The organism is Arthrobacter sp. TS-15, assembly GCF_006964045.1.
Lineage (GTDB): Bacteria > Actinomycetota > Actinomycetes > Actinomycetales > Micrococcaceae > Arthrobacter.
This window is the reverse complement of record NZ_SDXQ01000021.1, coordinates 56,790-81,499: the sequence shown is the minus strand read 5'-3', so window position 1 is coordinate 81,499 and position 24,710 is coordinate 56,790. Positions and strand designations below refer to the sequence as shown.

The following is a 24,710-nucleotide window of genomic DNA, read 5'->3' as shown; positions in this document are numbered from 1 at the left end:
CCATGACCGGGCCTTTGGAGATCAAGAGCGTGGCAGTGGTCATGCCCGCCCACAACGAGGACCAACACATCGGGAAGGCACTGGTGGCACTAAAGGCCGCCGCGGACGCACTCAACCGTGATTGCCCAGGCGTGGAGGCCAGGATGGTGGTGGTCCTGGATCACTGCACCGACCGCTCTGCGGAGATTGCCGCGGCGCACACCTCCGGCGACAACCGCTTCAGCGTGGTCAACGTGAACCTGCGCAGCACGGGCGCGAGCCGGGGCTTTGGCTTCCGCGCTGCCTTGGAAAGCCTGCGAGCTAATGACACCGCCGGTATCTGGCTGGCCACCACGGACGCCGATTCCGTTGTTCCCCGGCACTGGCTGACGGGGCAAGTGGAATTGGCCAACGCCGGAGCGGACGCCCTCCTTGGGTCCGTGGAACCCGACCCGGCGGACATGGACCCGGCCATCCATCGTCGTTGGATGGAACTCCATCCGTTCCGGGAGGACCACCAGCACATCTACGGCGCCAACTTGGGAATCCGGGCCTCGGCCTATATCAGTGCGGGAGGCTTCCCCGGGCTGCGCTCTCACGAGGACCGTGTTCTGGTGGAACGGCTCCGTCACCGAGGTTTCGCAGTGTCAGCCACGGACACCATCCGCGTTGTAACCTCTGGGCGGACACATTCCCGCGCGCCGGAAGGGTTCGCCGCGTATCTACGCTCCCTCGCAGCCGAGCTTCCGACTCCCGCCAGCGGCTGATAGCCAGCGGCTAAACCGCCAACGCCCCCTCCAACGCGGCAATCGCAGCCTTCGTGATCGTTCGGCGTTCGCCCGTTCCGTCAACGCTGAGCAGAATCCCCCGGTTCGAGTACGCCGCCAGCACTGGCTGCGTTTGGTCCCGATACAGCTCAAGCCGCCGCTGAATCACGGGTTCGGTATCGTCGGCGCGTCCCTGTTCCTGCGCCCTGCGGAGCATCCGGGAAAGCAATTCGTCGTCTGATGCGGTCAACTCGAGAACTACTTCAAGGGTTTGCTGACGGTCGGCCAGGATCTCGTCCAGGGCGCCGATCTGGATGACCGTCCGTGGGTAGCCGTCCAACAGGAACCCGGCCGCCGCGTCCTCTTCATCAAGCCGCGCCCTCAGCATGGCCGTGGTGACGTGATCCGGCACAAACTCCCCGCGATCCATATAGCCGCTGGCTTCTGCCCCCAATTCCGTTTTGTCGCGGACGTGGTCACGGAACAGCTCACCAGTGGAAATGGCGGGGATCCCAAAATGCCGGGCAATGTGCTCTGCCTGCGTACCTTTACCGGAACCGGGAGGACCCATGATGATCAATCGCGCCATGACACTGGTCCGTTTCGAGAGGCAACAGGGACTTAACCATACGCCGACGACGACGGGAGGCACCCGCCGTCGTCGGCATCTTTTTGCTTTGAGTTCAGTGATCAGGCATTGGCAAGCACGGCGTCGATCTGCCCGACTGCTTCCCGCATTCCCTCATCCATGCCCATCTCGACCATCTTCTGCATCTGTTCTTCGGAGTCGAAGGTGGACGTGATGGTCATGCGGGTGCGGTTTTCCAGGGGCTCGAGTTTCACGGTGGCGTGGGTGATACCCAGGTCATCTACCGGCTCGCCTTGCTCGTCGGCGAATCCGTCGTCGAACTCAAGGTGGTCCGGGGAGTTGATGGCGGTGAATCTCCACCAGCCCCGCGCTTTGGTGCCGTCCGGCCCGGTCATGTAGTAGGCGGCCTTGCCACCAACGGTAAATTCATGCGTCTCAAAAGTGGCCGGCCAGGTGGGCGGTCCCCACCAGCGCTCAAGCTGCCGGGGGTCTTCCCAGATCCTCCAGACGCGCTTCACATCGGCATCGAATTCGGAAACAATGCTGAAGCTCAGGGCCTCAACGTCCTTGTTTACGCTGACAACAGTCATGGCAGATCCCTTTCATCATCTTCGGCGAGTATGTCCGCAATCCGGTCGGCTCGTTGCCTCCAGATCATTTCCAGTTGATCCAGCAGATGGCGGGCTTTCTGTAGTCCTTCATAGTTTCCCCGCACGATCTGTTCCCTCCCACGCTTCTCCTTGGTCACCAGGGAGGCCCGTTCCAGGACCGCAACATGTTTTTGTACGGCCGCGAAACTCATGGTGTAGAGCGCAGCAAGCCCGGAGACCGAGTACTCCCCCTCGGTCACCCGGGCCACGATGTCCCTGCGGGTGGCATCGGCCAAAGCCTGAAAGATCCGGTCGATCTCGGCGTCGGAGAGGTGTGTACGGAGCTGATCTACAACCATTTGGTTGTACGATACCCCCGCACGCCATGCCATGTCAACGGGTTATCGACGCGACAGTCCGCCGGCGACAGTTCGCTGGCGACACGCACATTCACCAGGGCCACCCACCCGCGCCACCAATCGCCTTCCCGGCGCTCTCTCACATAACGCGCCATTTCCGCCGACGCTCTATCACCGGGTGATAGAGCGTTGGGCGAAAAGGGGCTGTTATGTGAGAGAGCGCTTGGGCTGACCGGGCCTGTTATTTCCCTCCTCAAAGACCGACAATGTAAGTATGCTGATTATTATCGGGCAAGACTAAGAGGAGGACACAGTGACCACAAAAGTGAACAAGACAATCATGGTCAATGTCCCGGTCAGTACGGCCTACAGGCAGTGGACCAAGTTCGAGGAGTTTCCACACTTCATGGGCGGCGTTGAGCGCGTGACACGGCTCAGCGACGACCGGCTGGAATGGGTGGCCCAAATCGCGGGCGTCCATCGCCGCTGGGAAGCCAAGATCGTCCAACAGGACCTGGACCGAGCGGTGGCATGGGCCGCCGTTGAGGGTGCCAAGAACGCAGGTTGGGTTGATTTCAAAGAAGCAGGCCCAAGCCAGACGTCACTGCATCTGTCCTTGGAATACGAACCGCACGGCGTCCTCGAGTTCCTGGGCGACAAGTTGCACATTGTTGAAAGGCAGGCTGAGTCAGACTTGAAGAAGTTCAAGGAGTACATCGAAAAGCAGGCACCGGAGACCGGCGACGAGAACCCCAGGCCAGGGACTGCCGCTGCCGGGGCGTCGGCTACCCCCGCCTCGGACTCGACACCGATCGTGGATCCCATCACCCACCCGTTCGATCAGACCAACGGCTTGGCCGACGTGGATGGTGACTCCGACGAAACCGCCGAGAGCGACACGCGCAGTGCCGCAGAACGGAAGCAGGACGAGGACCGCGGACCGGGCTTCATACCGCCACAGAGCGGCTTCCTGCCTGGACAGCACTAATCGCTCGCGAAACAACCATGACAAGAAGGTAACAAGCGCATGGTGATCGCTTCAGGTCTCCTGGGAGAGTATCTGGTGGAGCTGCCGGTGAAAGTCAAAGGCTGACTTATGACAGCTGGCGGGAGCTCAGCGCCAGCTCTGGTTACACGGAGTAATGAGCAACGTGTAATCGGTCACACTTAGCCGAATTGACTTGTCAACGGCGCCGGGCAGCATGAACCATGAATGAGGGAATTCGTTCCCGCACAAGCTGAATCAGCAATCCTCACCGACGAGGATGCGGGCCCCGGGCGAAGAAGCTTGGGGCTGTCACCGGCCTGAGTGAAAGTACTGACAATGACGACACATACTGACTCCATCACGCTGAAAATCTGGGACAAGTCGGCAATCGACCACACGATCGATGCCGCCATTGAATCCCTCTCCCACCGCGCTGCCGCCGAAAACTGCGGAATCGCGGTAACCCTTAGCGGCCCCAAGACCTTCACGGTCAGCCTGAACCGCTAAGCAGCTCAAGCTCCACGAAAGAGGACGACGCCGGGACGCCCCGACGTCGTCCTCTTGCGTTAAAGCGCGCCACGCCACATCAGTACACCCACCCCAAATGAGTACAGCCATCCCAAAGTCAGTACAAGTGGGCCCCTACCCCGAAACGTGACGGAGCTCAGAAAGTCCTGAGCAAACCTTGAGACTTCCTTGATGGTTTCCCTCCCCTGATCTTGCGTTCGCGTTGGAACTCTAAGTGAGTCAACGCTTCAAGGCACGAACGGAGGGATCACAATGCTCACGGAAACAACAGCGGCACCTGCCCCGGCAAGCGCCCCGGACACTGCAACCAGGCGTCGCCGATCCCACCGTGCGGCTGGCGGGGTAGTCACCGTCCTGGTTCCGGCGCACAACGAGTCCGCCGGCATCACCGAGACGCTCCACTCCCTGAACAACCAGACCCATCGCCCGGATCGCGTCATTGTGGTGGCAGACAACTGCACTGACGACACTGAAGAACTTGCACTAGCCCAGGGTGCCGAGGTGATCCGCACTGTGGGGAACAAGGACAAAAAAGCCGGTGCCCTGAACTTCGCCCTCAGCCAGCTCCTTCCTGATGCCGACCCCGAGGACTTGGTCCTGGTACAGGATGCCGACTCACAACTGGCCCTGGACTTCATTGAAAACGCCACCAAGAACCTGCTGGCCGACGAACTGCTCGGCGCCGTTGGCGGAGTGTTCAGCGGCGGCCCCGGCGGCGGCTTTGTGGGCCACCTCCAGCGCAACGAATACGCCCGCTACGCCCGGGACGTGAAGCGACTTCACGGCAAGTGCCTGGTGGTCACCGGCACTGCAGCCCTTTTCCGTGTCAAGACATTGCGCGACGTCGTAGCCGCCCGGTTGAAGGGCACACTCCCTCCCGGCAACGGCAAGGGCGGCGTCTACGATACGTCGGTTTTGACCGAAGATAACGAACTCTCCTTTGCCCTGTTGACCCTGGGCTACCGCATAGCATCTCCCTCGAACTGCACGCTGGTCACAGAGGTCATGCCCACGTGGCGTGAACTGTGGTCCCAGCGGCTCCGGTGGAAGCGCGGCGCGGTGGAGAACTGCGTGCAATACGGATGGACCAAAGTGACTCGGCCGTACTGGGGACGCCAGTTCCTCTCCATGATCGGCGTCGTAGTGACGCTGGCTTACTTTGGTTCCCTCCTGTTCGCGCTGATATCCGGAATGGGCCTGAACCTTCAGCCTTTCTGGATTACCGTCACCGGCATTTTCATCCTGGAACGCATAGTTACTGTGCGCTTCCGGGGCTGGAGGTACATGCTCCTGGCCGCAACCATGTACGAAACCGTGATCGACATCTTCCTCCAGGCTGTTCACGCCAAGGCGTACCTGGATGCAGCATTCAACAGAAAGAAAGTTTGGTAACTGACTCATGTACAACAACCCAGTAGCCCCAGTGACAGGGGCAGCAGCAGCCGGAATGGGTTCCGGAACGCTCGCATTGACCGGTGCAGGGGACCTCTTCTGGTTCGCACTGGCAGCCTTTGCCATGCTGGCACTCGGCCTTGCCATCAAGAGGATCGTCCCTGTCCGGGCCCAAAAGGGCTAGGCCGGAGCATCCAGGCCGGCCACTTAGCCCGCAGTTGTGTCGCTACCCCCAGCGCGACACGACTGCGGGCTGAGTGCATCCGGACTACCGGCCTACAGAACCAGTGCCGTGCCGGCCGAGAATTTAGCCACCGTGGTGTAGCCGGCCTTGGAACCTGTTACCCGCACACTCATGGAATCAGCCTGGTCAGCGCTCACCAGCTTGTAGCTCCTGGAGGTAGCTCCGGCGATTGCCGCACCCGACCGGTACCACTGATACGTCAGGGTGCTCCCGGACGTCCACGTTCCGGGGTTGGCCGTGAGCGTAGAACCCACGGCGAGCGTTCCGGTGATGACGGGGGTTGGGGCTACCAGCGTCCCTGCCACCACGGTTGCCGTGGGTGCGGACTCCTTGGTGGCTGTGGCATATCCGGCTTTGGTTCCCGTTACACGAACCGTCAGAGTGCTACCTTGGTCGGCTGCTGCAAGGACCCGGGCGGCACCGGTTGCGCCGGCAATTGCTGTGCCGTTCCGGAACCATTGGTAGCTCAGGGCGGTTCCTGTGGTCCAGGTTCCCGGTGCTGCTGTCAGCGTTGAGCCCACAGCGGCCGTGCCTGAGACGGTGGGCGTTGGTGCGGTGAGCTGACCTTGATCTGCAGGCACGAAGGAGAAGTCACGGATGGTCACCGTTTCAGGAGAAACGTGTGCGGCGTCCCCTCCGCCACCACCGGTGACCCACAGGTTGAAGTGAATTTGCTCCTTTGCCGGAAGCGGGACAGTAGAACCTTCAAGGACAGTCCGCTTCAGGAGGGTTCCGTCGTAGCCCTCGCCTGCAAACGTCTCATACGTCAGCTTGCCCGGTTCCCACACCATCCTGTGAGTGAGAATTGGAGCATTGGTGACATCGAAGGTGACAGTGTTGTTTCCCTGTCCGGGCGGCAAGGTGGCGTCAAACCAATATCCATGCCCTTGGGTCACCGGCCAATCCTCACCGTACGCGGCGCCCCCGCCCCAGGCCGAGGCCTCACAAAGGTCAATCTCCGTGTATCCGGGCTCGGCATTGGGATCGTACGTGAACAGGCAACCCCACACCACTTCCTTCTGCAGGGAACTGACGTCTTTTTCCACGGTAGTGCTGTACGTTCCGTACCCGAAACCTTCACGCGTGGACTGGAACTCAGCACCCTTCGGAGCCGAGCCGGTGGGGTTGCTGATGGAGAGCTTGACGTACCCGTTGGCATCCGGGTTACTCACATTATTCGCATCCCAACTGGCGTTATACATGGGCGCCCCGCCCCAAAAACGCTTCTGCCAGTTGAAACCTTTCCAGGCAAAACTTCCCACCGGGCCGGGATCCTCAGCCATGGGCGTGGTGTCCGCCGCATGTGATGGACCTATTCCTGTGAACATCGATAAACCGACCGCAACGATGACGGCCAACCCCATTGCTTTTCTTCCCCCATGTGGAAGGAGCCTCACTGACAATGCCATAGCTGTTTCCTCCTGCTGATGCGCCCAGACCCGTCAACGGCTGATGCCGGTGACCGCAACGACGTTCCACCCCCGAGGAACGCCTGTCCTCGATTATCAAGTAGCAAGGGCCCTGTCGGAAGGAAAATGAACAAGCAAAAATCATTGGCCCGACATCAGTTGGATAACGGCGCCAACTCCACGAGTAGCCTTGACGTGTCCGAGAGACTTTTTCCGCCTCGCCAAACCCGGGAGGGAACATCACAATCCGCAGCGCTGGCATCCTCCTTCACCGGCGAAACACGGCCGGGCAATTGGAGCTTTGGATAGCCCATATGGGTGGACCCTTTTGGGCCCGCAAAGATGAACACGCCTGGTCTATTCCCAAGGGAGAATTCCCTGAGGACGAGGACGCACTGGTTGCCGCCCAGCGGGAATTCACTGAAGAAATAGGCACACCGCCACCGTTGGCGGATTACGAACTTTTGGGCGTTTTTAAACAGCCCTCCGGAAAGCTGATCACCGCGTTCGCGGCAGAAGCCAGCGACTTTCAACCGGAAAAGATTGTCAGCAACACCTTCCCCATGGAATGGCCCAAGGGCTCGGGTGCCATCAAGGATTTCCCGGAGATCGACGACGCCAGGTGGTTTGAGGAAACAGTGGCCCGGACCAAGCTCGTCAAAGGGCAATTGCCCATTGTGGACGCACTGGTCCGGCACCTTGATGAGAAAACCCTATAAGGCCGACCAGCCGCCGTCGGACGCCAGAATGGCGCCGTTGACGTTGGTGCCGTCGTCACTGAGCAGGAAGGTGATGGAAGCAGCCAATTGTGCTGCGGTTGCGGGGGTGGGAACAGTGGCCTGCATCAGGGGACCCAAGCGTTCAGCAGCCAACTGCGATCCCCAGTTCGCCACAATGTTGGTGATGGTTGGCCCCGGAGCCACAGCGTTGAAGCGAAGCCCCTTGGGTCCGTACATCACGGCAGAATTCTTGGTCAGGCCCACCACCGCATGTTTGGACGCGGTGTAGGCGGCCCCGGCGGCCGAACCACGCAGGCCTGCCTCGGAAGCAACGTTCACGACGGAGCCCGTTCCGGCATCGAGCATCAGTGGTACCACTGCGCGGGTGAGGCGCATGAGGGACGTGACATTGATCCGGAAAACCCGCTCCCAGAGCTCGTCATCAACCTCGTGAATCGGCGCAAAGTTGTCCATGATTCCCGCAACGTTGGCCAAGGCGTCCACACGTCCGTCCGCAGCGGCGATGACAGAGGCCACCGTCTCTTCAGAGGAAATGTCGCCAGCCACCGGTATCAGGTCCAGGCCGGCGTTCTCCTCCACAAGAGCCTCCAACCGTTCTTGGCTGATGTCGGCAGCAATGACCCTGCCGCCCTCCTTTGCAATCCGAAGCGCGGTCGCCTGGCCGATTCCCGAGGCTGCGCCCGTGACGATGATGGTCTTGCCGGCGAAACGGCCGTTGGTAATGGCCTCCTGCCATGAAGCGTCGTTGCCCATGATGTCCTTCCGATGATTGCTGGGTGATCCCGCCAGCTTATGACACTCTGTGTCATTATGTAAGAGTGAATACTGGAGGAATGACTTCGGAAGTTGCCAAACCCCCGCGTCCCAGCGGCCGGCCCGCCACCATTGACCCAGACGCCGTGGCCGGACTGGCCTTGGGCCTCTTCGCTGAACACGGGTACGAGAACACCTCCATGGAGGACATCGCCAAGGCCGCCGGAATCGGACGCAAGAGCCTCTACCGCTACTTCGCCAGCAAAGCCGACCTCGTGTGGGGCGGAAGCGAACCGGTGGTGGAAGCCTCGACGCTCGCCTTCGGCTCGTTCCACGGCCCCGGAAAGTCCGACGGCGGCGTGCTGGCCGGGTTGCGCGCGGCGGCGATAGCGGGGGTTGCCGTCATCCCGGACCTGTCCGTCACACGCGGCAGACTCCGCCTGATTGCCGAGCACCCTGAACTGACCAGCCGCAGCTACGAGTCCCTGGCACCGCAGCGCGAAAGGGCCCTGGCTTTCCTTGTTGAGAATGGCTTGCCCGACTCTGCTGCCCGCTACCTGAGCGCCGCGTACCTCGCAGCCACCTTCGAAGCATGGATGCAGTGGGCGGCCGGCGCGGATCCAGATCCGACCCCGTTCCTGCTGGCCGCCCTGGAGGTTTTGAAGGTTCCCGCTGGCTAGCGGCTCTTTCTGGCGATGAATTGCCGGATCCACTCAACCGTCTCCCGGTGGTCCAAGTGAAGGCCGTGCCTTGCACCAGGAACCCTCACCAGGACGGAGCGTTGGATGTGTTCACGGAGCAGCAGTGCATTGGGCAAGGGCGTGAGCACGTCCTCAGTTCCATGGAGTAAGAGCGTGGGGGCTTGGATGAAACCGAGATGACTCCAGGCGTCGTGCTCGCGGCTAGCGTTAAAGTGTCGCGCCTTGGCCCATGCCGACGCGTGGGAGTTGAAGAACGTGTGAACCGCCGCAGGATTGCTTTGCGCCCATTCAGCATCGAAGAAGAGCGGCTCCAGCCGGGACATATCTCCACTGGTCAAGGCGTCCAATGCCTCTCGATCCGGCTGGGTCACAGCGTCGGGCCACTTTCCACCGCTCGTTGCGGCAAGAACCAGCGTACGGACTCTCTTCGGGTAGTCGATGGCCAACCACTGGGCTATGCGCCCGCCCATCGAATGACCGTACACGTGTGCTAAATCCACACCCGCGGCGTCAAGGACGGCTACGGCATCCTCGGCGAGAAGCCGCGTCGTTTAGCGCTCGGCGTCACCCTTCCCACTCCGACCAATCCCGCGGTGATCGAAGCGAATGACGCGGTATGTGCGGGACAGAAGTTCCGCCGTCGGACCCCAACCGTCCATGGACGTGGCCTGTCCTGCGATCAGGAGCATTGGTTCACCCTCGCCTTCGGACGTCCATGCGAGTTCAGCGCCGTCGGCGGCCTCAGCAAAGTTCACCGTGCCACAGTATCCGGGCCGCCCTCAAAGCGCTGCGGCGCAGGACACAGTGTGTCAATCAGCAGTGAAGATGTCCTCGATGGCGCAGTCGAAGGTCCTGGCAATCTGGAACGCCAACGGCAGCGAGGGATCGAACTTCTCCCGCTCGATGGAAATCACCGTCTGGCGGGACACTCCGAGCGCGGCAGCCAGATCCGATTGCGTCCAGCGCCGTTCCGCGCGACGCTCCGCGAGGTTGTTCTTCACTTCAGAGCCCGGTGGCGGATGACGAGGTAGCGCGCTCCAACGTCCACCGCGCTCAAGCCGACCAGGGCCAGAAGGATCGGAAGGGCATCCACAGCGATGCGTCCGATGACCAGCACCATAGCAGCCGCGATGGTGGCGACGAGGACGTCGATGAAAGATCCGGCGCCGGCTTGGCGCATCCACTGCAGCTCCACGCTCTGTTCGCCGTGGGCATCGCGGGCCACCGTGTGGTTCGACACGAAAACCTTGGCACCCAGCGACATAGCCGGGTAAACGGCACAAAGGGCTCCGATCCCCGCAGCTAGCCAGAAGTCATCCGGGTTTGATGCACCCACCAGGACAGAAACCGCCATGGTCAGGATGATGCCGAGCGACACCGCCAACACGTAGTGATGGAACGGTGCCCGCCTAGATGTAAAGGAAGCTTTACTCATCTTCAAAGTAAAGCACCCTTTACATGTGGAGGCAATGGTTGCGCATCGGGGCTAGCGTTGGGGGATGAGCGCTGACTACAGGTACGACGTCGAGGTGCTGCACCTTTTGGTGTCGCCGGCACACGCCTACTTCGGCCGCGCCCGCGAGGGAGCTGCAGATGTCCCCACCACCGACGCGGACCACGCGGAATTGGTAGCGGGCAAAGGCATCGTTGGCGACCGATTCTACGGCAAGGCCGCACACATGGATGCTGCCGTGACGCTGTTCGCGGTGGAGGCACTTGAGTCCATGGCAGCCGAGCTTGGGGCTGGACCGTTTGACCCTCTCCTGACCCGTCGAAATGTGGTGCTGCGAGGCGTTGAGCTGGCTCCCCTGCCCGGACACGAGTTCACCCTTGAGTCCGGCGGAGACACCGTGCGGCTCAAGGCCGGGCGACCCGCCCACCCCTGCGCCTGGATGGATGAAATGCTCGCTCCGGCGCCCACAAGGCGATGCGGGGGCGTGGTGGCGTCCGGTGCCAGGTGATCACAGGCGGCGTGCTGCATCGAGGCCCGGCAGTACTCGTGAGCCCCGTGCCGCTCGACCCTGCTAAGGCCGGGGACGCCAACGTGCTGAGGCCATCGAGGTTGCCATAATCCCGTCGCTTCCAGCCCTTCTTTGAGCCATCAGTACACCAAAATCAACCTATACTAGTTGCAAAGCGGCCCATCGGCGTCGAAAGTTGGGCCAGAAGCGACAGGCCAGAAGCGTACGCCGCGCCTCACACCTCAGAGACGGGCGCCGCGAACTGGGCCTCGTACAGTCGCGAGTACGCCCCACCCGCGGCCAGCAGCTCCGAGTGTGTCCCCTGCTCCACGATCTGCCCGGCCTCCATCACCAGAATGAGATCGGCGTCCCGGATGGTGGAGAGCCGGTGGGCGATCACGAAGCTGGTTCTGTCGGACCTCAACGCGTTCATGGCTTTCTGCACCAGCACCTCTGTCCGGGTGTCCACGGAGCTGGTGGCTTCATCCAGGATCAGCACCGATGGCCTGGACAAAAACGCCCGGGCTATGGTCAGCAACTGCTTTTCGCCAGCGGAGACATTCCCGCCTTCGTCGTCCAGCAGGGTGTCGTAGCCCTCGGGCAAGGACCGAACAAAGCGATCCACATAGGTTGCCTGGGCGGCCTCCACAATCTCGTCCTCGGAAGCCGTGGGACGACCGTAGGCGATGTTGTCCCGGATGGTCCCGCCGAACAGCCAAGTGTCTTGGAGAACCATCCCCATCCGCGAGCGCAGTTCCTGCCGCGAGAGAGACGCAATATCCACGCCGTCCAGGGTGATGCGCCCGGAGTCCAGCTCGTAGAACCGCATCATGAGGTTCACCAGGGTGGTTTTCCCTGCTCCCGTCGGCCCAACAATCGCGATGCTCTGCCCCGGCTCGGCAACCAGACTGAGGTCGGTGATCAGCGGCTTGTCCGGCGAGTACCGGAAGGACACATTCTCGAACACGAGCCGCCCGCGGCCGGCACCTGCCTCGGAAGGTGCAGGCTCAATAGATTCTTCATCCTCATCCAGCAGATCGAACACCCGCTCGGCTGATGCAACGCCGGATTGCAGCATGTTGGCCATCGAGCCGAGTTGGGCCAGTGGCATGGTGAACTGCCGCGAGTACTGGATGAAGGCTTGGACGTCACCCAACTGCATGGAACCGGAGGCGACTTGCAGGCCACCCACTACGGCGATCCCCACGTACACCAGGTTTCCGATGAACGTCATGGCCGGCATGATCAGGCCGCTCACGAACTGCGCCCCGAAGCTCGCCTGGTACAACTCCGAGTTCTTGAGACGGAACTTTTCCTGCACCTCGTTCTGCCGTCCGAAGACTTTCACCAGCGCATGCCCGGTGTAGGTCTCCTCGATCTGGCCGTTGAGTTCACCGGTGTTCTTCCACTGCGCCACGAACAATTTCTGCGAGCGTTTGGCGATCAGCAGTGTGGTTCCCAGCGTCAGCGGAATGGTTACCAAGGCGATCAGGGCCAGCAGCGGTGAGAGCAGGAACATCATCACCAGCACACCCAGCACGGTCAGAAGGGAGGAGACCACTTGGCTGATGGATTGCTGGAGGCTTTGGGAGATGTTGTCCACATCATTGGTGACGCGGCTGAGCAGTTCTCCACGCTGGATCTTGTCGAAATAGCGCAGGGGGAGCCGGTGGATTTTCGCTTCGATCCGCTCGCGGAGGCGGTACACGGTCCGCTGAACGACGCCGTTGAGCACGTACGCCTGCATCCAACCGAACGCTGAGGCCAGGACATACAGCGCCAGCGCCCACAGCAGCACCGAGGACAGCGCAGCAAAGTCGATTCCGACGCCGGGAGTGAGCGTCATGGCGCTTAGCATGTCGGCCTTGCTGTCGTCGCCAGAAGCGCGCAAGCCCGCGATCACGTCGGCTTTGGAGGCGCCGGCGGGAAGCTGTTTTGAGACGACGCCGGCGAAGATCAGGTTGGTGCCTTCGCCCAATAGCCTCGGACCAATGACAGACAAGGCAACACTGGCCACGGCGAACACCAGCACCAGCGTCAGCCAGAACCGCTCCGGCCGCAAGGTCCCCAATAGCCGCCGGGCTGAAGCACTGAACTTCGATGCTTTCTCAGCCGGAATGTTCATCCCAGCGAAGGGTCCTCCGCGGCCCGGTCCCATGGCTGGCCGTTGAGGACCGCGCGGCCCGGCTGATACTGCACTCATGCTGCCTCCTCCGCCGCGAGCTGGGAGGACACGATTTCCCTGTAGGTTTCGGAGGTCTCCAGCAACTCATGGTGCGTTCCGCGCCCAACAATCCTGCCGTCGTCGAGCACTAAGATCTGGTCCGCATCCGCGATGCTGGACACGCGTTGCGCCACGATCACCAGCGTGGCTCCGTTGGTGTGGCGTTTGAGGGCCTGCCGGAGCCGGGCATCGGTGGCGGTGTCCAAGGATGAGAAGGAGTCGTCAAAGATGTAGAGCTCCGGCTGTTTCACCAGTGCCCGGGCGATCGCAAGCCGTTGACGTTGCCCGCCGGAAACGTTGGTGCCGCCTTGCGAAATGACCGCATCCAGTCCGCCTTCCATTTCCTCCACAAAATCCCGGGCCTGAGCCACGGACAGCGCCTGCCACAGCTCGTCCTCAGTGGCATCGGGTTTGCCGTACTGAAGGTTGCTGCGGACCGTTCCGGAGAAGAGGTAGGGCCGCTGCGGCACCAGCCCGATGTGGCCCCAGAGCAGATCCGGGTGCAGTTCGCGGACGTCCACGCCGTCCATCCGAACCGACCCGGAGGTGGCGTCGAACAGCCGAGGCATGAGGTTCACGAGCGTGGTTTTGCCGGCCCCGGTGCTGCCGATGATTGCGGTGGTCTCCCCCGCTTGGGCGGTGAAAGAAAGCCCGCTCAGCACCGGCTGCTCGGCACCAGGGTAGGCGAATCCGACGTCGTGCATCTCCAGTTCGCCGCGGCGGATACCGCCGGTGACAGGATTCGACGGCGGCTGGACGCTTGATTCGGTGTCCAGCACCTCGCCGATGCGATCGGCCGAAACGGACGCGCGCGGGATCATCACAGCCATGAACGTGGCCATCATGACGGACATCAGGATCTGCGTGAGGTAACTCAGGAACGCGATCAGGGTGCCAACTTGCATGGAGCCGTCCTCGATCCTGAAGGATCCGAACCAGATCACCGCCACGGAGGAAACGTTCATCACCAGCATGACCACAGGGAACATGAGAGCCATCAGACGGCCGGCCCGCAGCGCAACGTCAGTGACGTCGTCGTTCGCTTTGGCAAAACGGGCGGCTTCCATGTCCTCCCGGACGAAGGCCCGCACCACACGGATACCGGTGAGCTGCTCACGGAGGACCCGGTTCACGGCGTCGATCCGGACCTGCATCTTGCGGAAGAGCGGCACCATCCGCGTCACGATCAAACCGACGGCCACCAGCAGCACCGGCACGCAGACGGCGATCAGCCAGGAGAGTTGGGCGTCCTGCCGCACGGCCATGATCACGCCGCCAATGCTGAGCATGGGTGCCGCCACCATGAGCGTGCAGGACATGAGCACCAGTTGTTGCACCTGCTGGACGTCATTGGTGGAGCGCGTGATCAAGGACGGCGCCCCGAATTTGGTGACCTCCTGCTCGGAGAACTCCCCCACCCTGCTGAAAATTGCGTCGCGAAGATCCCGGCCCATGCCCATGGCGGCCTTCGCGCCGAAATACACGGCCACCACCGCACACGCGATCTGCACCAGGGTAATGAGGAGCATGAGCCCGCCCATGCGCAGGATGTAGTCCGTGTCCCCGGTGGCGACGCCGTTGTCGATGATGTCCGCATTGAGTGTGGGAAGGTACAGGGACGCGATGGACTGCGCCAGTTGGAAGAGAACGACGGCGATCAGCAGCCGCTGATGCGGCCGCAGGAAGCGAACAAGAACCTTCCACAGCATAGGGTCTCCGAACCAAGGGTTGTGAACCGAAGGCCAGTTTACGTCTGGTTGCTGTGGGCAACTAGAGGGATGTGAGGGGTAATGTCAGGGACTCCCTCACACCGGTCCGGCCCCATAACGTCGAAGTAGTCATCAGCCCGAACTGCAGAGGAAACCAATCATGGAAAAGCGCACACTCGGTACCGGCGGCCTGGAAGTTTCCGCCATTGGCATGGGATGCATGAGCATGAGCGGCGGCTACAGCGAACGGCCGGATCGCGACGAAATGATCTCCCTCATCCGCACAGGCGTGGAACGCGGCGTGACGTTCTTCGATACCGCCGAGATCTACGGGCCCTACGCCAATGAGGAACTTGTTGGCGAAGCATTGGCACCGTTCAAGGATCAGGTGGTCATCGCCACCAAGTTCGGCTGGGACATCGACCCCGCTGAGCGGAAGCCAAGCGGCAAGGTCACCAGCAGGCCCGAGGTCATCAAAGAAGTAGTTGAGGGATCCCTGCGGCGGCTCCGCGTGGACGCACTGGACCTCTACTACCAGCACCGCGTCGATCCGGAGGTGCCAATCGAGGACGTGGCAGGTGCCGTCAAGGAATTGGTAGACGCCGGAAAGGTGAAGCACTTCGGTATGTCGGAGGCAGCCGCAGGCACCATCCGGCGAGCCCACGCAGTTCTCCCCGTGGCTGCGGTTCAGAGCGAGTACTCGTTGTGGTGGCGCCGTCCGGAGGAAGAAGTCCTGGGTGTATGCGAAGAGCTGGGGATTGGTTTTGTACCCTTCAGCCCACTCGGCAAAGGTTTCCTGACCGGCACCATCAACGCTTCCACCAGCTTCGAATCCGGCAACGACATCCGCAGCACCATCCCCCGGTTCACGCCCGAGGCCATGCAGAACAACCAGGCCGTGGTGGACCTCCTCGCCGGAATCGCTGAACGAAAAGGCGCGACGCCGGGCCAGATCGCCTTGGCATGGCTGCTGGCACAAAAGCCTTGGATTGTTCCCATTCCCGGCACACGGAAACTGCACCGCCTGGAAGAAAACCTGGCCGCGGCCGACGTCGAACTCTCATCTGCTGAGCTGGACGAAATCGAGGCGGCCGCGGCGAAAATCACCGTGGAGGGTGGCCGCTACAACGAGGCTGGCGAGCGGATGACCAACCTGTAAACCCGTGCCGGCGTCGCAGCCGGACAGTAGGCTGGAAACGTTCGTGTTGAACCGCATCGAAGGGACTTGAGTTTTGGCTTACATCACCGTCGGAAACGAAAACAGCACTGAGATTGAGCTTTACTACGAGGACCATGGGACCGGCCAGGCAGTGGTCCTGATTCACGGCTACCCCTTGGATGGGTCCTCCTGGGAGAAGCAGACAGCCGCACTGCTGGACGCCGGCTACCGCGTCATTACCTACGATCGCCGCGGGTTCGGTAAGTCCAGCCAGCCCACGGAGGGTTACGACTACGACACCTTCGCCGCTGACTTGAAGACCTTGCTGGACACGCTGGACGTGAACGACGCCGTTCTGGTGGGATTCTCCATGGGCACAGGCGAGGTGGCGCGCTACATCAGCACCTACGGTTCGGCCCGTGTTGCAAAGGCCGTGTTCCTCGGTTCGTTGGAACCGTTCCTGCTGCAAACCGACGACAACCCGGACGGCGTGCCGCAGGAAGTCTTCGATGGCCTCGCCGCCGGCGTCAAGGCTGACCGCTACGCCTTCTTCACCGAGTTCTTCAAGAACTTCTACAACAGCGACACCTTCCTGGGCACGGATCGTCTCAGTCAGGAAGCCGTGAACGCGAGCTGGAACCTGGCCAGCAAGTCGGGTGCTTTCGCCTCGGTGGCCGCCCAGCCCACGTGGCTCACCGACTTCCGTGCCGACATCCCCAAGATTGACGTGCCTGCCTTGATTGTTCACGGCACTGCGGACAACATCCTGCCGATCGACGTCACCGGCCGGCGTTTCAAGGACGCCCTGCCCAGCGCCGAGTACCTGGAAATCGAAGGCGCGCCGCACGGCTTGCTGTGGACGCACGGCGCCGAAATCAACGAGGCCTTGCTGGCGTTCCTCAAGAAGTAAAGCCCGGGAGTTTGTGTACAGCAGATGACCTTTAGAAGGCGTTTTAAGGGCATTTGCTGTACACAAACTCCTACTTCTTCAGGCGAAGCTTCCGCGCCTTCTTTCCCTTCCGCAGGTACTCGTCCAGCGTCGCTTCAGCGGCGGTGCTTTCCATCACATGGAGCACTCCATAGGTGAAAGCGCCGTTGCTGACGCCCGGCGCGGACCCCAGCTTCAGCAGTTCCGTTTGGGCCACGACGCTGTCCTGATGGTCGCCAAGGATCGATTGAATCCTGTGGGCGGCATCCTCCAGCTTCACCGCGGGTTTGCCGTGGATGGCCTCCACTGCCGCTGCGGCAAAACGCAACTTTTTGGCGGCCTTCCGCACTTCGTGGAACGCCGTGTCGCGTTGAGGCCCGACGGCGGCTCCCACCGCTGCGTCATGCCGTTTGCGGAGCCTTTTGCCGGCTTTGTTGACGAGCCTTGCCGTGGCCTTCTTCGCCGGCGCGGAAGCCTCTGATGTCAGCGGCGGATGACTAAGAAAGGACTCCAGATTGTCCAGCAACGTGAAGTAGCGCGGGCTGTTCAACCGGTTCTTCACGGCAGACATCGCATTCCGGGCCCTCAGGGTCATTCGCTCTTCCAACTCGTCCCCGAGCTGACCCAGGACAAGCTTCCCCGGCAATTGATCGAGGCTGACCTTCAACCGTTCGTGCAAAACCTCCACATCGCGGTACCGGCCAAGTGTCTTTGCAAGCGATTTCAGCTCCCTTTCCAGATCCTTCACCGCGGCCTGCGCGAAAAGCTCGCTATAACCATGCAGCACTGCACGGATTCGGCGAATCTGGGACCTCATTTGGTGGACTGAATCGTCCCGGGCGAGGCGTACGTGGGAGTCCTGGAGGAGCATCTCAGCCACCTGCTCCTCCAGATAAAGGAGCACTGGTGTCACTGCAGGACCACTATCGCTGGGCGCTTCACGTTCTGTCTGTTCCGACGTAGGCCAAGCGTCGCCCAACGCAGTAGCCAGTTTGGAGGTACGCTCGCTCGGCTTTGCTCCGGCCTGGGAAAGTTGCTGTGTCAGTGTGCCCAGCAGGGTGTCGTCACCGTCGTCAGTTCCATCCGGTGCCAGCTCCACCTCCCATTCCCGCCAGGTCATATCGCGCGGTTCGCCGAGCATCGACCGGGCGCGGACGCGGTCATCCACAAAGTCGGCCATGCGGTGGCCATCCTTGCCGTACAAGGAGTAGCTGGTACGTTCCGTGTTCAGAGTTGCGATGGCGGCCACTGCATCACCCCGGGTGTAGGCCAGTATGCGGTCCATGAGTTCAACCGGGACAGTATCGGCAGTACCCAAAGGTGCCTGAATCTCCGTTCGCCGTCCCGCGCTATGTGGGAGCTTCAAGTGCCAGCCTGCATCGGGTCCCCCTGTGCGGCGGCGCAGCGTGATCCCGCGGGCGGCGAGGGCCAAATGCCGTGTATCGAAGTAGACGGCTTCCAGGTTGTACGTGCCAGGCTCGCCCACACGGCTTACCCCGTCAATCGCGTCAAGGCGTGGCAGCGGCGTGGACGCTTCGGCGTCGAATTTCTGCTCAGCTTCCACGCTCCAAGACGTTGCCATCGCTGTCAGAACTCCTTCTGCCGCTGGTCTTAGCTATGCCGCGAGGGCCGGCCCTTGTGGTGGCCGGCCCTCGCTAGTGCTACTGATGATTCGATATCCAGTTTGAACCAGTCCTCAGCCTGGCGCCAGAGTGCCTAGAGACCAGGAGCGCGCGGCTGGGGCGGCTCGGCAGGCCCCTCATTGGCCGCGGGGGCTGAGAGATCCGGGTCGACGGACGGGAATTCGGCTGTTGCCACTCCCCCGCTACCAAAAGGTTCACCGGTGTCATCAACATCGCCCCCGGACACCGTGCCGCGCCAAGCACCCGTTTCATGGCCTTGGGCTTCAATGAACTTCTTGAACTTGTCCAAATCCGCGCCAACCCGGAGGCTGTCCGCACCAAGGGCTGAACCCGCCTTCTCAGCAAGGCCCTCGGGTTCCCAGACAATCTCAACGTTCACCCGCGTGCGGCTGGCGTCGAGGGGCTCAAAGCTTACGGTGCCGCCGTTGCGGGGCCCGTCAACGCTGGCCCAACTCACCAAGGTATCCGGGACTTGCTCTATGATCTGCGCGTTGTACTCGCGCTTCACTCCACCCACGTTGGTTGAAAAGTGCAGGCCGGTCTCGTCAATCTGCTGTACGGCCTCCACTCCATTCATGAACTGGGGGAACGCCTCAAACTGTGTCCACTGGTTGTAGGCGACAGATACGGGGACATCCACTTCGACTGATTTATGGACGGTAGCCATAGATTTTGCTCCTTCGATCTCGTCTCGGGTGCTCATGCTGTACTGCTGGTGGCGCGCCAGCCAGCTGGCTGCTTAACCAGTGGCGCGCCTGTCTAAAGCGCGCCAGCCAAAGCTCTTAGCCGGCGTCGAAACTTTCTTCGTCATCGTCGTTGGGAGACTCTTCCTCAGGAAGGTCGTTGCCGCTTCCGTCCGGAAGGTTGCCGTTATTGCCGTCAGGCAACGAGGACTGCTCCGCGTGGGCCTGCTCCTCAGTACCGCCGAATCGGCCGGCACCGGGCTCGCCCGCACTGTCTGAGTCCTCAGGATTCAGGTGGCTGAGGTTTGGCGCGCCAGTGCCCTCTCCGAGGGAAGCCTCCTCGATGTCTTCTTCCACGCGGGGCTGTGCCTGCCCTCCGCCGGCTTCCTGCTCCGCGGTAGGAGTGCCGTAGCCTCCCACTTCCTCTTCCGGTGTGGCATTCTGCTTGTCCATGTGAACTGTCCTTTCCCTGAGCGGTGGAACGTGTTAATGGAACACTTCGAACCTATAAGGCCCCTTGGTGGCATGTCCATGCCTTTGACGATAATAGTCAGCAAACTTAGTAAAAGGCCATTCGGGGGCTAGGATGCCGCCGCGGGTTGGATGCCGCGGGTCGGATGCCATCACGGCAGGCGCCATCAGCGGGCGTGAGTGTGCGCGGGCTTGAGTGCGCGCGGGCGCCAACGCGCCGGAGAGGTGTCCTGCGGATCTACTTATGACGGCTGTGGAATCTCACAGCCACCCTGAGGATCCAAGCCTGTGTAATTCAGCGGGCCGGCAACGATATTCAGCGCTATGGTGGCAAACTGCGAACACTGCGCGGGCGGTGATGTGAAATATCCCCGCTGACCGGCAGCAATAGCTCCAATAATGAGCCACACCACCACCAACAACCCGATGATTGAACCGATTCGCATCTTTTTCCCAATCGCTAAGACAAGGCCCGGCAATTAGCAGCAAACCACAGATCCTGGTTTGCCATGAGAGCGCGGCCGCGGACGGGATATCTCCTGCTCGCGGCCGCGCTGGTGCCGATCAATCCGTAGGATTTGTTTCGGTAGTCAGACCACGCGGGTCCGCGGTCTTCTCGTCCTTTTCTTCGGCTGGTCCGGGCGGACTGGCCGATTCGCTGGGACCGGTATCGACGGCGTCGTCCGGACTTTCCGACGAAGCATCACCTGCAGGCACTTGGCTGCTTTGGCCGGGCGTCCCCGGATCCCTGGGAATAGGGTTGCCGGGGGTGGTGGTCCCATCGCGAACTTGGGCAAAACCTGCAACTTCGCTTGGGTCTGTTGTCATACGCGCGACCGGCCTCGGCCTACTACCCAGCCAATCAGTGCCAGCACCAGCAGGATGATTCCCACCCACAGCAGGAAGCTGAGGGCCTGATTGAATCCGCCTACCAAGAGCAAGATGATCGCTATAACACCGGCGATTATTAAGAGAGTGTTCATTGAGCTACGCATCCCTTTCAATAACTGTTGTCTATTCAGGAAGGCGTCCGCTGGTACTCCATTACTGAAGCGCCACCCATGCCAACGGGCACCGATGAGAGAATTTCTTCCCTATATCGCTTACGTACCCCCACGGAATTAGTTCAAACGGACCCTCTGCCCGTGAAGGGGTACGTACATAGCATCATGATAGGCGCGCATTAGGCCGGAACGAAGTATTCAGAGAGGAAACTTAGTAGCCCTTTGTGGAGAACGCTCCCAAGGCGCGGCTGATCTCCAAAGCAGTCCCCGCCGCCGCCTCGCCGTACTCCTGGTACTTGGCCGGAACAATTCTGCTTGATGGTCCGGAAATGGAGATAGAGCCCGCCGCGACACCGCCCGTGCCCAACAAGGGAACACCGATTGATGTGATTCCTGTGCTGAGGCCTTGCTCGTTGATGGAGTACCCCCGGGCCCTGGTGTCTGCGATCATCGCCCGAAGCCGGGCAGGGTCTACTACGGTCTGGGGCGTCAAAGCTTCCAGCGGACCGGCCAGATATTCATCCACAAATGCGTCGTCGGCTGCCGAAAGGTAGGCCATCCCCGTGGAGGAAGCGTGCATGGGGAGCCGCGAACCCAGGGGCAGGAACGCCCGGAGAACGTGCGGGGTGTCCAGGCGCTCGATGATCAGCATGTATCCGCGGTCCGGCACGGCCAAGTGAACGGTCTCGGTGGTGTCCAGCTGCAGCGCGTTCAGTGGGCCCATGGCGGCGTCACGAATGACCGAACCGCTGCTTCCACGGCTCGCAACAGCAAAGGCGTGGTTGGTCAGCACCCATTTCCCGGCCTGGGATTCCGACTGCGTCACCCACCCCAATTCACCCAGTGTCCTAAGCATGCGCAGCACCGTCGCTTTGGGTACGTCCACCTCGCGACTTAGCTCAGACAGGCCTGCCGGCTGGTTGTCCGAGACAGCCTCCAATACACGAATCGCCGTGACCACGCTCTGCGTACTCATCCACACTCCTGCTTGACCGACTTCCCTCAGTGCCCTACATTACAGGCGACTTCCCAAAATGAACCAACGGTTCATCCAGTGAACCGATGAAGCAAGCTAAAGTTTTGCAGGCACGAAAGGTGCACACCATGCTCAAACCACTCCGCGGGATAACCGTTATCGACCTCAGCCGTGCCCTCGCCGGCCCCTACTGCACCGCGCTCCTGGCCGACATGGGTGCCAGGATCATCAAAGTGGAAAGCGTCAACGGCGGTGACACGGCCCGCCAGTGGCCCCCGTTCCAGGACGGCCATAGCTTGTACTTCGACTCCGTTAACCGCAACAAGGTGTCCGTTTGCTTGGACTTCTATTCAGATGAAGGACGCGAGATCCTCTCGGGCTTGATCGAGGACGCGGACGTCCTGGTGGAAAACTTCAAGCCCGGCACACTGGAGAAAATGAGTTTCACTCCTGCCCGGCTGGAAGAGCTGAACCCGGGGCTCGTGGTGGGCTCCGTGACCGGATTCGGAAACACCGGCCCCCTCAAAGACGACGCCGGGCTGGACCAGGTCATCCAAGGAATGTCCGGCCTGATGTCCGTCACCGGCCCCGGACCGGGCTCGGCCTACCGCGTAGGTGTGCCCATTGTGGACATCACCTCAGGAATGATTTGTGCTTTTGGAATCGTGGCCTCGCTCATGGGTGCACGGAACGGCGAGCGTCCCAGCCGAGTGTCAACCTCCCTGCTGGAAACAGCACTGAATCTCTCCGCTTTCCAAGGGCAGAAGGCCCTTAGCCTCGGCGAAGCACCCACGCCGCAGGGCAACAACCACCCTGTGATCGCCCCCTATGGCATGTTCGCCACGGCCACGGAGTCCATCAACATTGCCGTGGGAAGCGACAAGCAATGGCGGGCGTTCTGCGGCTTGCTCGGTGTTCCCCGGGCCGTAGAGGACCCCAGGTTCGTTACCGGGGCGGACAGATCTGCCAACAGGGATCAGTTGTCGGAGCTCATCGAAACTGCCCTGGCGGCCAAATCCGCCGCCGAGTGGGTTCCTCTGATCAGCCAGGCCGGCATACCTTGCGGCCCTATTTATGACTACAAGCAGGCCCTCGCCTCGGAACAGGTTGCCGCCTTGGGACTCGTGCAACGCCGCGAGCGCCTGGACGGCTCCGAGCTCCCCCTGCTCCGCGGCCCCCTCAGCTTGGATGGCGAGGCCAGCGCAATCCTCTCGCCCCCACCGCTTCTGGGCGAACACACCGCAGATGTACTGATGGAGTTTGGAATGACGCACGACGACGTCACCCGGCTTGAGCGCGAGGGCCGCATTGTGTGCGGGCCGGCAAAGATCGGAGCACAGCGATGACCACAGTTTCTGACGTCAGGGCTGGCCGTATGGCCGTCTCGATCACTGACGGTGTGGCCACCGTGGAGATCAGCAACCTGGCACAACGAAACGCCCTGACCCGGTATATGTGCTTGGAGATCCAGGAACTGATGCCGCGTCTGGACGCTGATCCGGACGTTGCCCTGGTGGTGCTAAGAGGGACCGGGGACACGTTCTGCGCCGGGGCCTCCATCAGTGAACTCTCTTCGGTGCTGGTGGATCCCCAACCGGACGGCACCACCGTGGATCATCTCAGTGGGGCCGATTCCGCCATCGCTTCCCTGTCCAAGCCTTCCGTCGCTTTGGTGGATGGCGCCTGCATGGGCGGCGGCTGGCAGATCGCCTCAGCCTGCGACTTCATCATCGCCAACGAACGTGCAGTGATCGGGCTGACTCCGGCCAAGATCGGGATCATTTACCCCCGCCCGGGCATCGAACGGCTCGTCCGGCTTGTGGGACATGCCAACGCCAAGTACATCCTCCTCAGCGGACTGACGTTCAGCGCAACCGAAGCCCGGACGCTCGGGCTGGTGGCCGACGTCGTGCCTTCCGAATCCTTTGAAGACAAGTGCGCAGCACTTGTCAGCACGCTGCGGAGCCGCTCCCGGTTCTCCATGCATGCCATGAAAAGACTGATGGACGCCGCCCCATCCGATGTTGATCGGGAATGGGCTGAGGCTTGGTCGGCGATGCCGGACAGCCCGGATATGGGGATCGGCATCAGCGCATTCCTGAATCGGCAACAACCCCGCTTCACGTGGCGGCCTGTGGACTAAGCTGCCCCGTGATGTGATCTGCGCCTCAATCGGCACAAGTGGCGCCCTCCCCGCGTTGTACATGGAACGAGTTGTACAGAAGACGAAGGGAGGGCTCATGCTCATTGTTCTGACGGGAATTGACGGCTCAGGAAAAACGACGGCGGCCCGTGCCTTGGTCGATTCGGCTCGCGCTGAAGGACGAAGCGCCCTGCTGCTCAGTAATCACGCTGCCCGGCGGAGGATGTCGCTGTTGTCCCAGCGGTTTGGATGGACAGCGGCACCACGCGTATTGGACTTCATTGAAACCGGCGTTCGATTGTTCAACGTTCTGGTCAACCATGCACGGGCCCGGCAGTTTGATGGCCTGGTGGTGATGGACCGCCACCTCCACTGCCAGCTGGCACTCCGGAAAGCATACGGCTTGCGGCGTGGGCGGCTGCTTCCGTGGCTGCTGGAGAAGCTACCCGCAGCCGACCTGCACGTCCACTTCGACACAGATCCCACCGTTGCCCACGCGCGGGTCATGGCACGTGGCACGGACCAGGAGACGGTTGCCGAACTGACGGCATTCCGGGATGCTTACCGTTCCCTACCTGAGTATGAAAGCTTTGTTGAGGTGGACGCCAACGGCGAGCCCGGCAACGTCCTGGCCCAGCTGAACCGGGTCATCACCTCCGCCAGCAAATCCCCCGGCCACTTGACCAGGTGACAGATAACGTCCTACTGAGCGCTCATTGGAGCGCTTGCTATCACCCAGTTGGGCGGCCCGTCGCACTCAGGCCACGCGA

28 protein-coding genes and 2 pseudogenes are annotated in these 24,710 nt (G+C 61.5%); 13 read left to right on the top strand and 17 right to left on the bottom strand.

Features of this window, described 5'->3' with window-relative positions; genetic code table 11:
- The first annotated feature begins 2 nt into the window (after positions 1 to 2).
- The gene (locus EU811_RS08060; RefSeq protein WP_142937965.1) at positions 3 to 746 is read left to right on the top strand and encodes a glycosyltransferase; all 744 of its coding nucleotides are present in this window, start codon (positions 3 to 5) and stop codon (positions 744 to 746) included.
- A gap of 10 nt (positions 747 to 756) precedes the next feature.
- On the opposite strand, the gene EU811_RS08055 is transcribed toward EU811_RS08060, so the two are convergent.
- The 3 genes from EU811_RS08055 to EU811_RS08045 form a co-directional block, all read right to left on the bottom strand.
- A complete protein-coding gene (locus EU811_RS08055; RefSeq protein ID WP_142937964.1) occupies positions 757 to 1,335 on the bottom strand; it encodes an adenylate kinase in 579 nt (192 codons plus the stop codon).
- Positions 1,336 to 1,436: 101 nt separating this feature from the next.
- Positions 1,437 to 1,925 carry an SRPBCC family protein gene (locus EU811_RS08050; protein ID WP_142937963.1) on the bottom strand — a complete coding sequence of 163 codons (489 nt, stop codon included), beginning with the start codon at positions 1,923 to 1,925 and terminating at the stop codon, positions 1,437 to 1,439.
- A complete protein-coding gene (locus EU811_RS08045; RefSeq protein WP_142937962.1) occupies positions 1,922 to 2,284 on the bottom strand; it encodes an ArsR/SmtB family transcription factor in 363 nt (120 codons plus the stop codon). The genes EU811_RS08050 and EU811_RS08045 overlap by 4 nt, the downstream gene beginning before the upstream one ends.
- A 313-nt stretch (positions 2,285 to 2,597) precedes the next feature.
- On the opposite strand from EU811_RS08045, the gene EU811_RS08040 reads away from it, so the two are divergent.
- The 4 genes from EU811_RS08040 (at position 2,598) to EU811_RS23785 (ending at position 5,376) form a co-directional block, all read left to right on the top strand.
- The gene (locus EU811_RS08040) at positions 2,598 to 3,272 is read left to right on the top strand and encodes an SRPBCC family protein (RefSeq protein ID WP_142937961.1); all 675 of its coding nucleotides are present in this window, start codon (positions 2,598 to 2,600) and stop codon (positions 3,270 to 3,272) included.
- Positions 3,273 to 3,608: 336 nt separating this feature from the next.
- Positions 3,609 to 3,779: a hypothetical protein gene (locus tag EU811_RS08035; RefSeq protein ID WP_178994140.1), complete on the top strand. Its 171-nt coding sequence runs from the start codon at positions 3,609 to 3,611 to the stop codon at positions 3,777 to 3,779.
- A 273-nt stretch (positions 3,780 to 4,052) separates the two neighbouring features.
- Entirely contained in the window at positions 4,053 to 5,192 is a 1,140-nt protein-coding gene (locus EU811_RS08030; protein WP_142937960.1) for a glycosyltransferase family 2 protein, read from the top strand.
- 7 nt (positions 5,193 to 5,199) lie between these two features.
- Positions 5,200 to 5,376 carry a hypothetical protein gene (locus tag EU811_RS23785; RefSeq protein WP_165450171.1) on the top strand — a complete coding sequence of 59 codons (177 nt, stop codon included), beginning with the start codon at positions 5,200 to 5,202 and terminating at the stop codon, positions 5,374 to 5,376.
- A 92-nt stretch (positions 5,377 to 5,468) separates the two neighbouring features.
- Here EU811_RS23785 and EU811_RS08025 read toward each other — a convergent pair whose 3' ends face one another.
- Positions 5,469 to 6,719 (bottom strand): hypothetical protein, encoded by a 1,251-nt coding sequence (locus tag EU811_RS08025; protein ID WP_238703343.1) that lies wholly within the window; start codon positions 6,717 to 6,719, stop codon positions 5,469 to 5,471.
- Positions 6,720 to 7,084: 365 nt separating this feature from the next.
- Here EU811_RS08025 and EU811_RS08020 point away from each other — a divergent pair, with 365 nt between their 5' ends.
- On the top strand, positions 7,085 to 7,564 hold the full coding sequence (locus EU811_RS08020; RefSeq protein ID WP_142937959.1) for an NUDIX domain-containing protein: 480 nt from the start codon (positions 7,085 to 7,087) through the stop codon (positions 7,562 to 7,564).
- On the opposite strand, the gene EU811_RS08015 is transcribed toward EU811_RS08020, so the two are convergent.
- Complete coding sequence (locus EU811_RS08015) at positions 7,559 to 8,338, bottom strand: SDR family NAD(P)-dependent oxidoreductase (RefSeq protein WP_142937958.1); 780 nt, start codon at positions 8,336 to 8,338, stop codon at positions 7,559 to 7,561. The genes EU811_RS08020 and EU811_RS08015 overlap by 6 nt on opposite strands.
- Positions 8,339 to 8,418: 80 nt before the next feature.
- Between EU811_RS08015 and EU811_RS08010 the strand changes: the two genes are divergently transcribed.
- Entirely contained in the window at positions 8,419 to 9,018 is a 600-nt protein-coding gene (locus EU811_RS08010; RefSeq protein WP_142937957.1) for a TetR family transcriptional regulator, read from the top strand.
- On the opposite strand, the pseudogene EU811_RS08005 reads toward EU811_RS08010, so the two are convergent.
- From EU811_RS08005 to EU811_RS07995, 4 genes and pseudogenes are all read right to left on the bottom strand, one after another.
- Positions 9,015 to 9,566: pseudogene (locus EU811_RS08005) on the bottom strand (alpha/beta fold hydrolase); the annotation flags it as partial. The gene EU811_RS08010 and the pseudogene EU811_RS08005 overlap by 4 nt on opposite strands.
- Positions 9,567 to 9,590: 24 nt before the next feature.
- Positions 9,591 to 9,794, bottom strand: coding sequence for an alpha/beta fold hydrolase (locus EU811_RS24130; protein WP_238703341.1), 204 nt, complete (start codon positions 9,792 to 9,794; stop codon positions 9,591 to 9,593).
- A gap of 54 nt (positions 9,795 to 9,848) precedes the next feature.
- Positions 9,849 to 10,040: a helix-turn-helix transcriptional regulator gene (locus EU811_RS08000; RefSeq protein ID WP_142937956.1), complete on the bottom strand. Its 192-nt coding sequence runs from the start codon at positions 10,038 to 10,040 to the stop codon at positions 9,849 to 9,851.
- Complete coding sequence (locus tag EU811_RS07995; protein ID WP_142937955.1) at positions 10,037 to 10,474, bottom strand: hypothetical protein; 438 nt, start codon at positions 10,472 to 10,474, stop codon at positions 10,037 to 10,039. The genes EU811_RS08000 and EU811_RS07995 overlap by 4 nt, the downstream gene beginning before the upstream one ends.
- Positions 10,475 to 10,538: 64 nt before the next feature.
- Between EU811_RS07995 and EU811_RS07990 the strand changes: the two are divergent.
- Positions 10,539 to 11,110 (top strand): annotated as a pseudogene (locus tag EU811_RS07990) (MOSC domain-containing protein).
- A gap of 125 nt (positions 11,111 to 11,235) precedes the next feature.
- Here EU811_RS07990 and EU811_RS07985 read toward each other — a convergent pair.
- Positions 11,236 to 13,203 (bottom strand): ABC transporter ATP-binding protein, encoded by a 1,968-nt coding sequence (locus tag EU811_RS07985; protein ID WP_142937954.1) that lies wholly within the window; start codon positions 13,201 to 13,203, stop codon positions 11,236 to 11,238.
- Positions 13,200 to 14,933, bottom strand: a complete 1,734-nt coding sequence (locus EU811_RS07980) for an ABC transporter ATP-binding protein (protein ID WP_142937953.1) — start codon at positions 14,931 to 14,933, stop codon at positions 13,200 to 13,202. Before EU811_RS07980 ends, EU811_RS07985 begins: the two co-directional genes overlap by 4 nt.
- A gap of 160 nt (positions 14,934 to 15,093) precedes the next feature.
- On the opposite strand from EU811_RS07980, the gene EU811_RS07975 reads away from it, so the two are divergent.
- On the top strand, positions 15,094 to 16,092 hold the full coding sequence (locus EU811_RS07975) for an aldo/keto reductase (protein WP_142937952.1): 999 nt from the start codon (positions 15,094 to 15,096) through the stop codon (positions 16,090 to 16,092).
- A gap of 73 nt (positions 16,093 to 16,165) precedes the next feature.
- Positions 16,166 to 17,002, top strand: coding sequence for an alpha/beta fold hydrolase (locus tag EU811_RS07970; RefSeq protein ID WP_142937951.1), 837 nt, complete (start codon positions 16,166 to 16,168; stop codon positions 17,000 to 17,002).
- 70 nt (positions 17,003 to 17,072) lie between these two features.
- Here EU811_RS07970 and EU811_RS07965 read toward each other — a convergent pair whose 3' ends face one another.
- From EU811_RS07965 to EU811_RS07940, 6 genes are all read right to left on the bottom strand, one after another.
- Positions 17,073 to 18,602: a CYTH and CHAD domain-containing protein gene (locus tag EU811_RS07965; protein WP_142937950.1), complete on the bottom strand. Its 1,530-nt coding sequence runs from the start codon at positions 18,600 to 18,602 to the stop codon at positions 17,073 to 17,075.
- 134 nt (positions 18,603 to 18,736) lie between these two features.
- Complete coding sequence (locus EU811_RS07960; protein ID WP_142937949.1) at positions 18,737 to 19,330, bottom strand: SRPBCC family protein; 594 nt, start codon at positions 19,328 to 19,330, stop codon at positions 18,737 to 18,739.
- A 115-nt stretch (positions 19,331 to 19,445) separates the two neighbouring features.
- Entirely contained in the window at positions 19,446 to 19,799 is a 354-nt protein-coding gene (locus EU811_RS07955) for a hypothetical protein (protein ID WP_165450170.1), read from the bottom strand.
- Positions 19,800 to 20,381: 582 nt separating this feature from the next.
- Positions 20,382 to 20,645, bottom strand: a complete 264-nt coding sequence (locus tag EU811_RS07945) for a hypothetical protein (RefSeq protein ID WP_142937947.1) — start codon at positions 20,643 to 20,645, stop codon at positions 20,382 to 20,384.
- Positions 20,642 to 20,800 (bottom strand): hypothetical protein, encoded by a 159-nt coding sequence (locus tag EU811_RS23780; RefSeq protein WP_018778776.1) that lies wholly within the window; start codon positions 20,798 to 20,800, stop codon positions 20,642 to 20,644. The genes EU811_RS07945 and EU811_RS23780 overlap by 4 nt, the downstream gene beginning before the upstream one ends.
- A gap of 232 nt (positions 20,801 to 21,032) precedes the next feature.
- Positions 21,033 to 21,797: an IclR family transcriptional regulator gene (locus EU811_RS07940; RefSeq protein ID WP_142937946.1), complete on the bottom strand. Its 765-nt coding sequence runs from the start codon at positions 21,795 to 21,797 to the stop codon at positions 21,033 to 21,035.
- A 128-nt stretch (positions 21,798 to 21,925) separates the two neighbouring features.
- Between EU811_RS07940 and EU811_RS07935 the strand changes: the two genes are divergently transcribed.
- The 3 genes from EU811_RS07935 (at position 21,926) to EU811_RS07925 (ending at position 24,631) form a co-directional block, all read left to right on the top strand.
- The gene (locus EU811_RS07935; RefSeq protein WP_142937945.1) at positions 21,926 to 23,143 is read left to right on the top strand and encodes a CaiB/BaiF CoA transferase family protein; all 1,218 of its coding nucleotides are present in this window, start codon (positions 21,926 to 21,928) and stop codon (positions 23,141 to 23,143) included.
- Positions 23,140 to 23,940 carry an enoyl-CoA hydratase/isomerase family protein gene (locus EU811_RS07930; RefSeq protein WP_142937944.1) on the top strand — a complete coding sequence of 267 codons (801 nt, stop codon included), beginning with the start codon at positions 23,140 to 23,142 and terminating at the stop codon, positions 23,938 to 23,940. Before EU811_RS07935 ends, EU811_RS07930 begins: the two co-directional genes overlap by 4 nt.
- A 97-nt stretch (positions 23,941 to 24,037) precedes the next feature.
- Positions 24,038 to 24,631 carry an AAA family ATPase gene (locus EU811_RS07925; RefSeq protein ID WP_142937943.1) on the top strand — a complete coding sequence of 198 codons (594 nt, stop codon included), beginning with the start codon at positions 24,038 to 24,040 and terminating at the stop codon, positions 24,629 to 24,631.
- Positions 24,632 to 24,710 lie beyond the last annotated feature (79 nt).

Coding starts and splice junctions, on each gene's coding strand:
- EU811_RS08060 (WP_142937965.1), top strand. CDS start 3: ATGACCGGGCCTTTGGAGATCAAGAGCGTGGCAGTGGTCATGCCCGCC.
- EU811_RS08055 (WP_142937964.1), bottom strand. CDS start 1,335: ATGGCGCGATTGATCATCATGGGTCCTCCCGGTTCCGGTAAAGGTACG.
- EU811_RS08050 (WP_142937963.1), bottom strand. CDS start 1,925: ATGACTGTTGTCAGCGTAAACAAGGACGTTGAGGCCCTGAGCTTCAGC.
- EU811_RS08045 (WP_142937962.1), bottom strand. CDS start 2,284: ATGGTTGTAGATCAGCTCCGTACACACCTCTCCGACGCCGAGATCGAC.
- EU811_RS08035 (WP_178994140.1), top strand. CDS start 3,609: ATGACGACACATACTGACTCCATCACGCTGAAAATCTGGGACAAGTCG.
- EU811_RS08030 (WP_142937960.1), top strand. CDS start 4,053: ATGCTCACGGAAACAACAGCGGCACCTGCCCCGGCAAGCGCCCCGGAC.
- EU811_RS23785 (WP_165450171.1), top strand. CDS start 5,200: ATGTACAACAACCCAGTAGCCCCAGTGACAGGGGCAGCAGCAGCCGGA.
- EU811_RS08025 (WP_238703343.1), bottom strand. CDS start 6,719: ATGGCTGAGGATCCCGGCCCGGTGGGAAGTTTTGCCTGGAAAGGTTTC.
- EU811_RS08015 (WP_142937958.1), bottom strand. CDS start 8,338: ATGGGCAACGACGCTTCATGGCAGGAGGCCATTACCAACGGCCGTTTC.
- EU811_RS08010 (WP_142937957.1), top strand. CDS start 8,419: ATGACTTCGGAAGTTGCCAAACCCCCGCGTCCCAGCGGCCGGCCCGCC.
- EU811_RS07995 (WP_142937955.1), bottom strand. CDS start 10,474: ATGAGTAAAGCTTCCTTTACATCTAGGCGGGCACCGTTCCATCACTAC.
- EU811_RS07985 (WP_142937954.1), bottom strand. CDS start 13,203: ATGAGTGCAGTATCAGCCGGGCCGCGCGGTCCTCAACGGCCAGCCATG.
- EU811_RS07980 (WP_142937953.1), bottom strand. CDS start 14,933: ATGCTGTGGAAGGTTCTTGTTCGCTTCCTGCGGCCGCATCAGCGGCTG.
- EU811_RS07975 (WP_142937952.1), top strand. CDS start 15,094: ATGGAAAAGCGCACACTCGGTACCGGCGGCCTGGAAGTTTCCGCCATT.
- EU811_RS07965 (WP_142937950.1), bottom strand. CDS start 18,602: ATGGCAACGTCTTGGAGCGTGGAAGCTGAGCAGAAATTCGACGCCGAA.
- EU811_RS07960 (WP_142937949.1), bottom strand. CDS start 19,330: ATGGCTACCGTCCATAAATCAGTCGAAGTGGATGTCCCCGTATCTGTC.
- EU811_RS07955 (WP_165450170.1), bottom strand. CDS start 19,799: ATGGACAAGCAGAATGCCACACCGGAAGAGGAAGTGGGAGGCTACGGC.
- EU811_RS07945 (WP_142937947.1), bottom strand. CDS start 20,645: ATGACAACAGACCCAAGCGAAGTTGCAGGTTTTGCCCAAGTTCGCGAT.
- EU811_RS23780 (WP_018778776.1), bottom strand. CDS start 20,800: ATGAACACTCTCTTAATAATCGCCGGTGTTATAGCGATCATCTTGCTC.
- EU811_RS07940 (WP_142937946.1), bottom strand. CDS start 21,797: ATGAGTACGCAGAGCGTGGTCACGGCGATTCGTGTATTGGAGGCTGTC.
- EU811_RS07935 (WP_142937945.1), top strand. CDS start 21,926: ATGCTCAAACCACTCCGCGGGATAACCGTTATCGACCTCAGCCGTGCC.
- EU811_RS07930 (WP_142937944.1), top strand. CDS start 23,140: ATGACCACAGTTTCTGACGTCAGGGCTGGCCGTATGGCCGTCTCGATC.
- EU811_RS07925 (WP_142937943.1), top strand. CDS start 24,038: ATGCTCATTGTTCTGACGGGAATTGACGGCTCAGGAAAAACGACGGCG.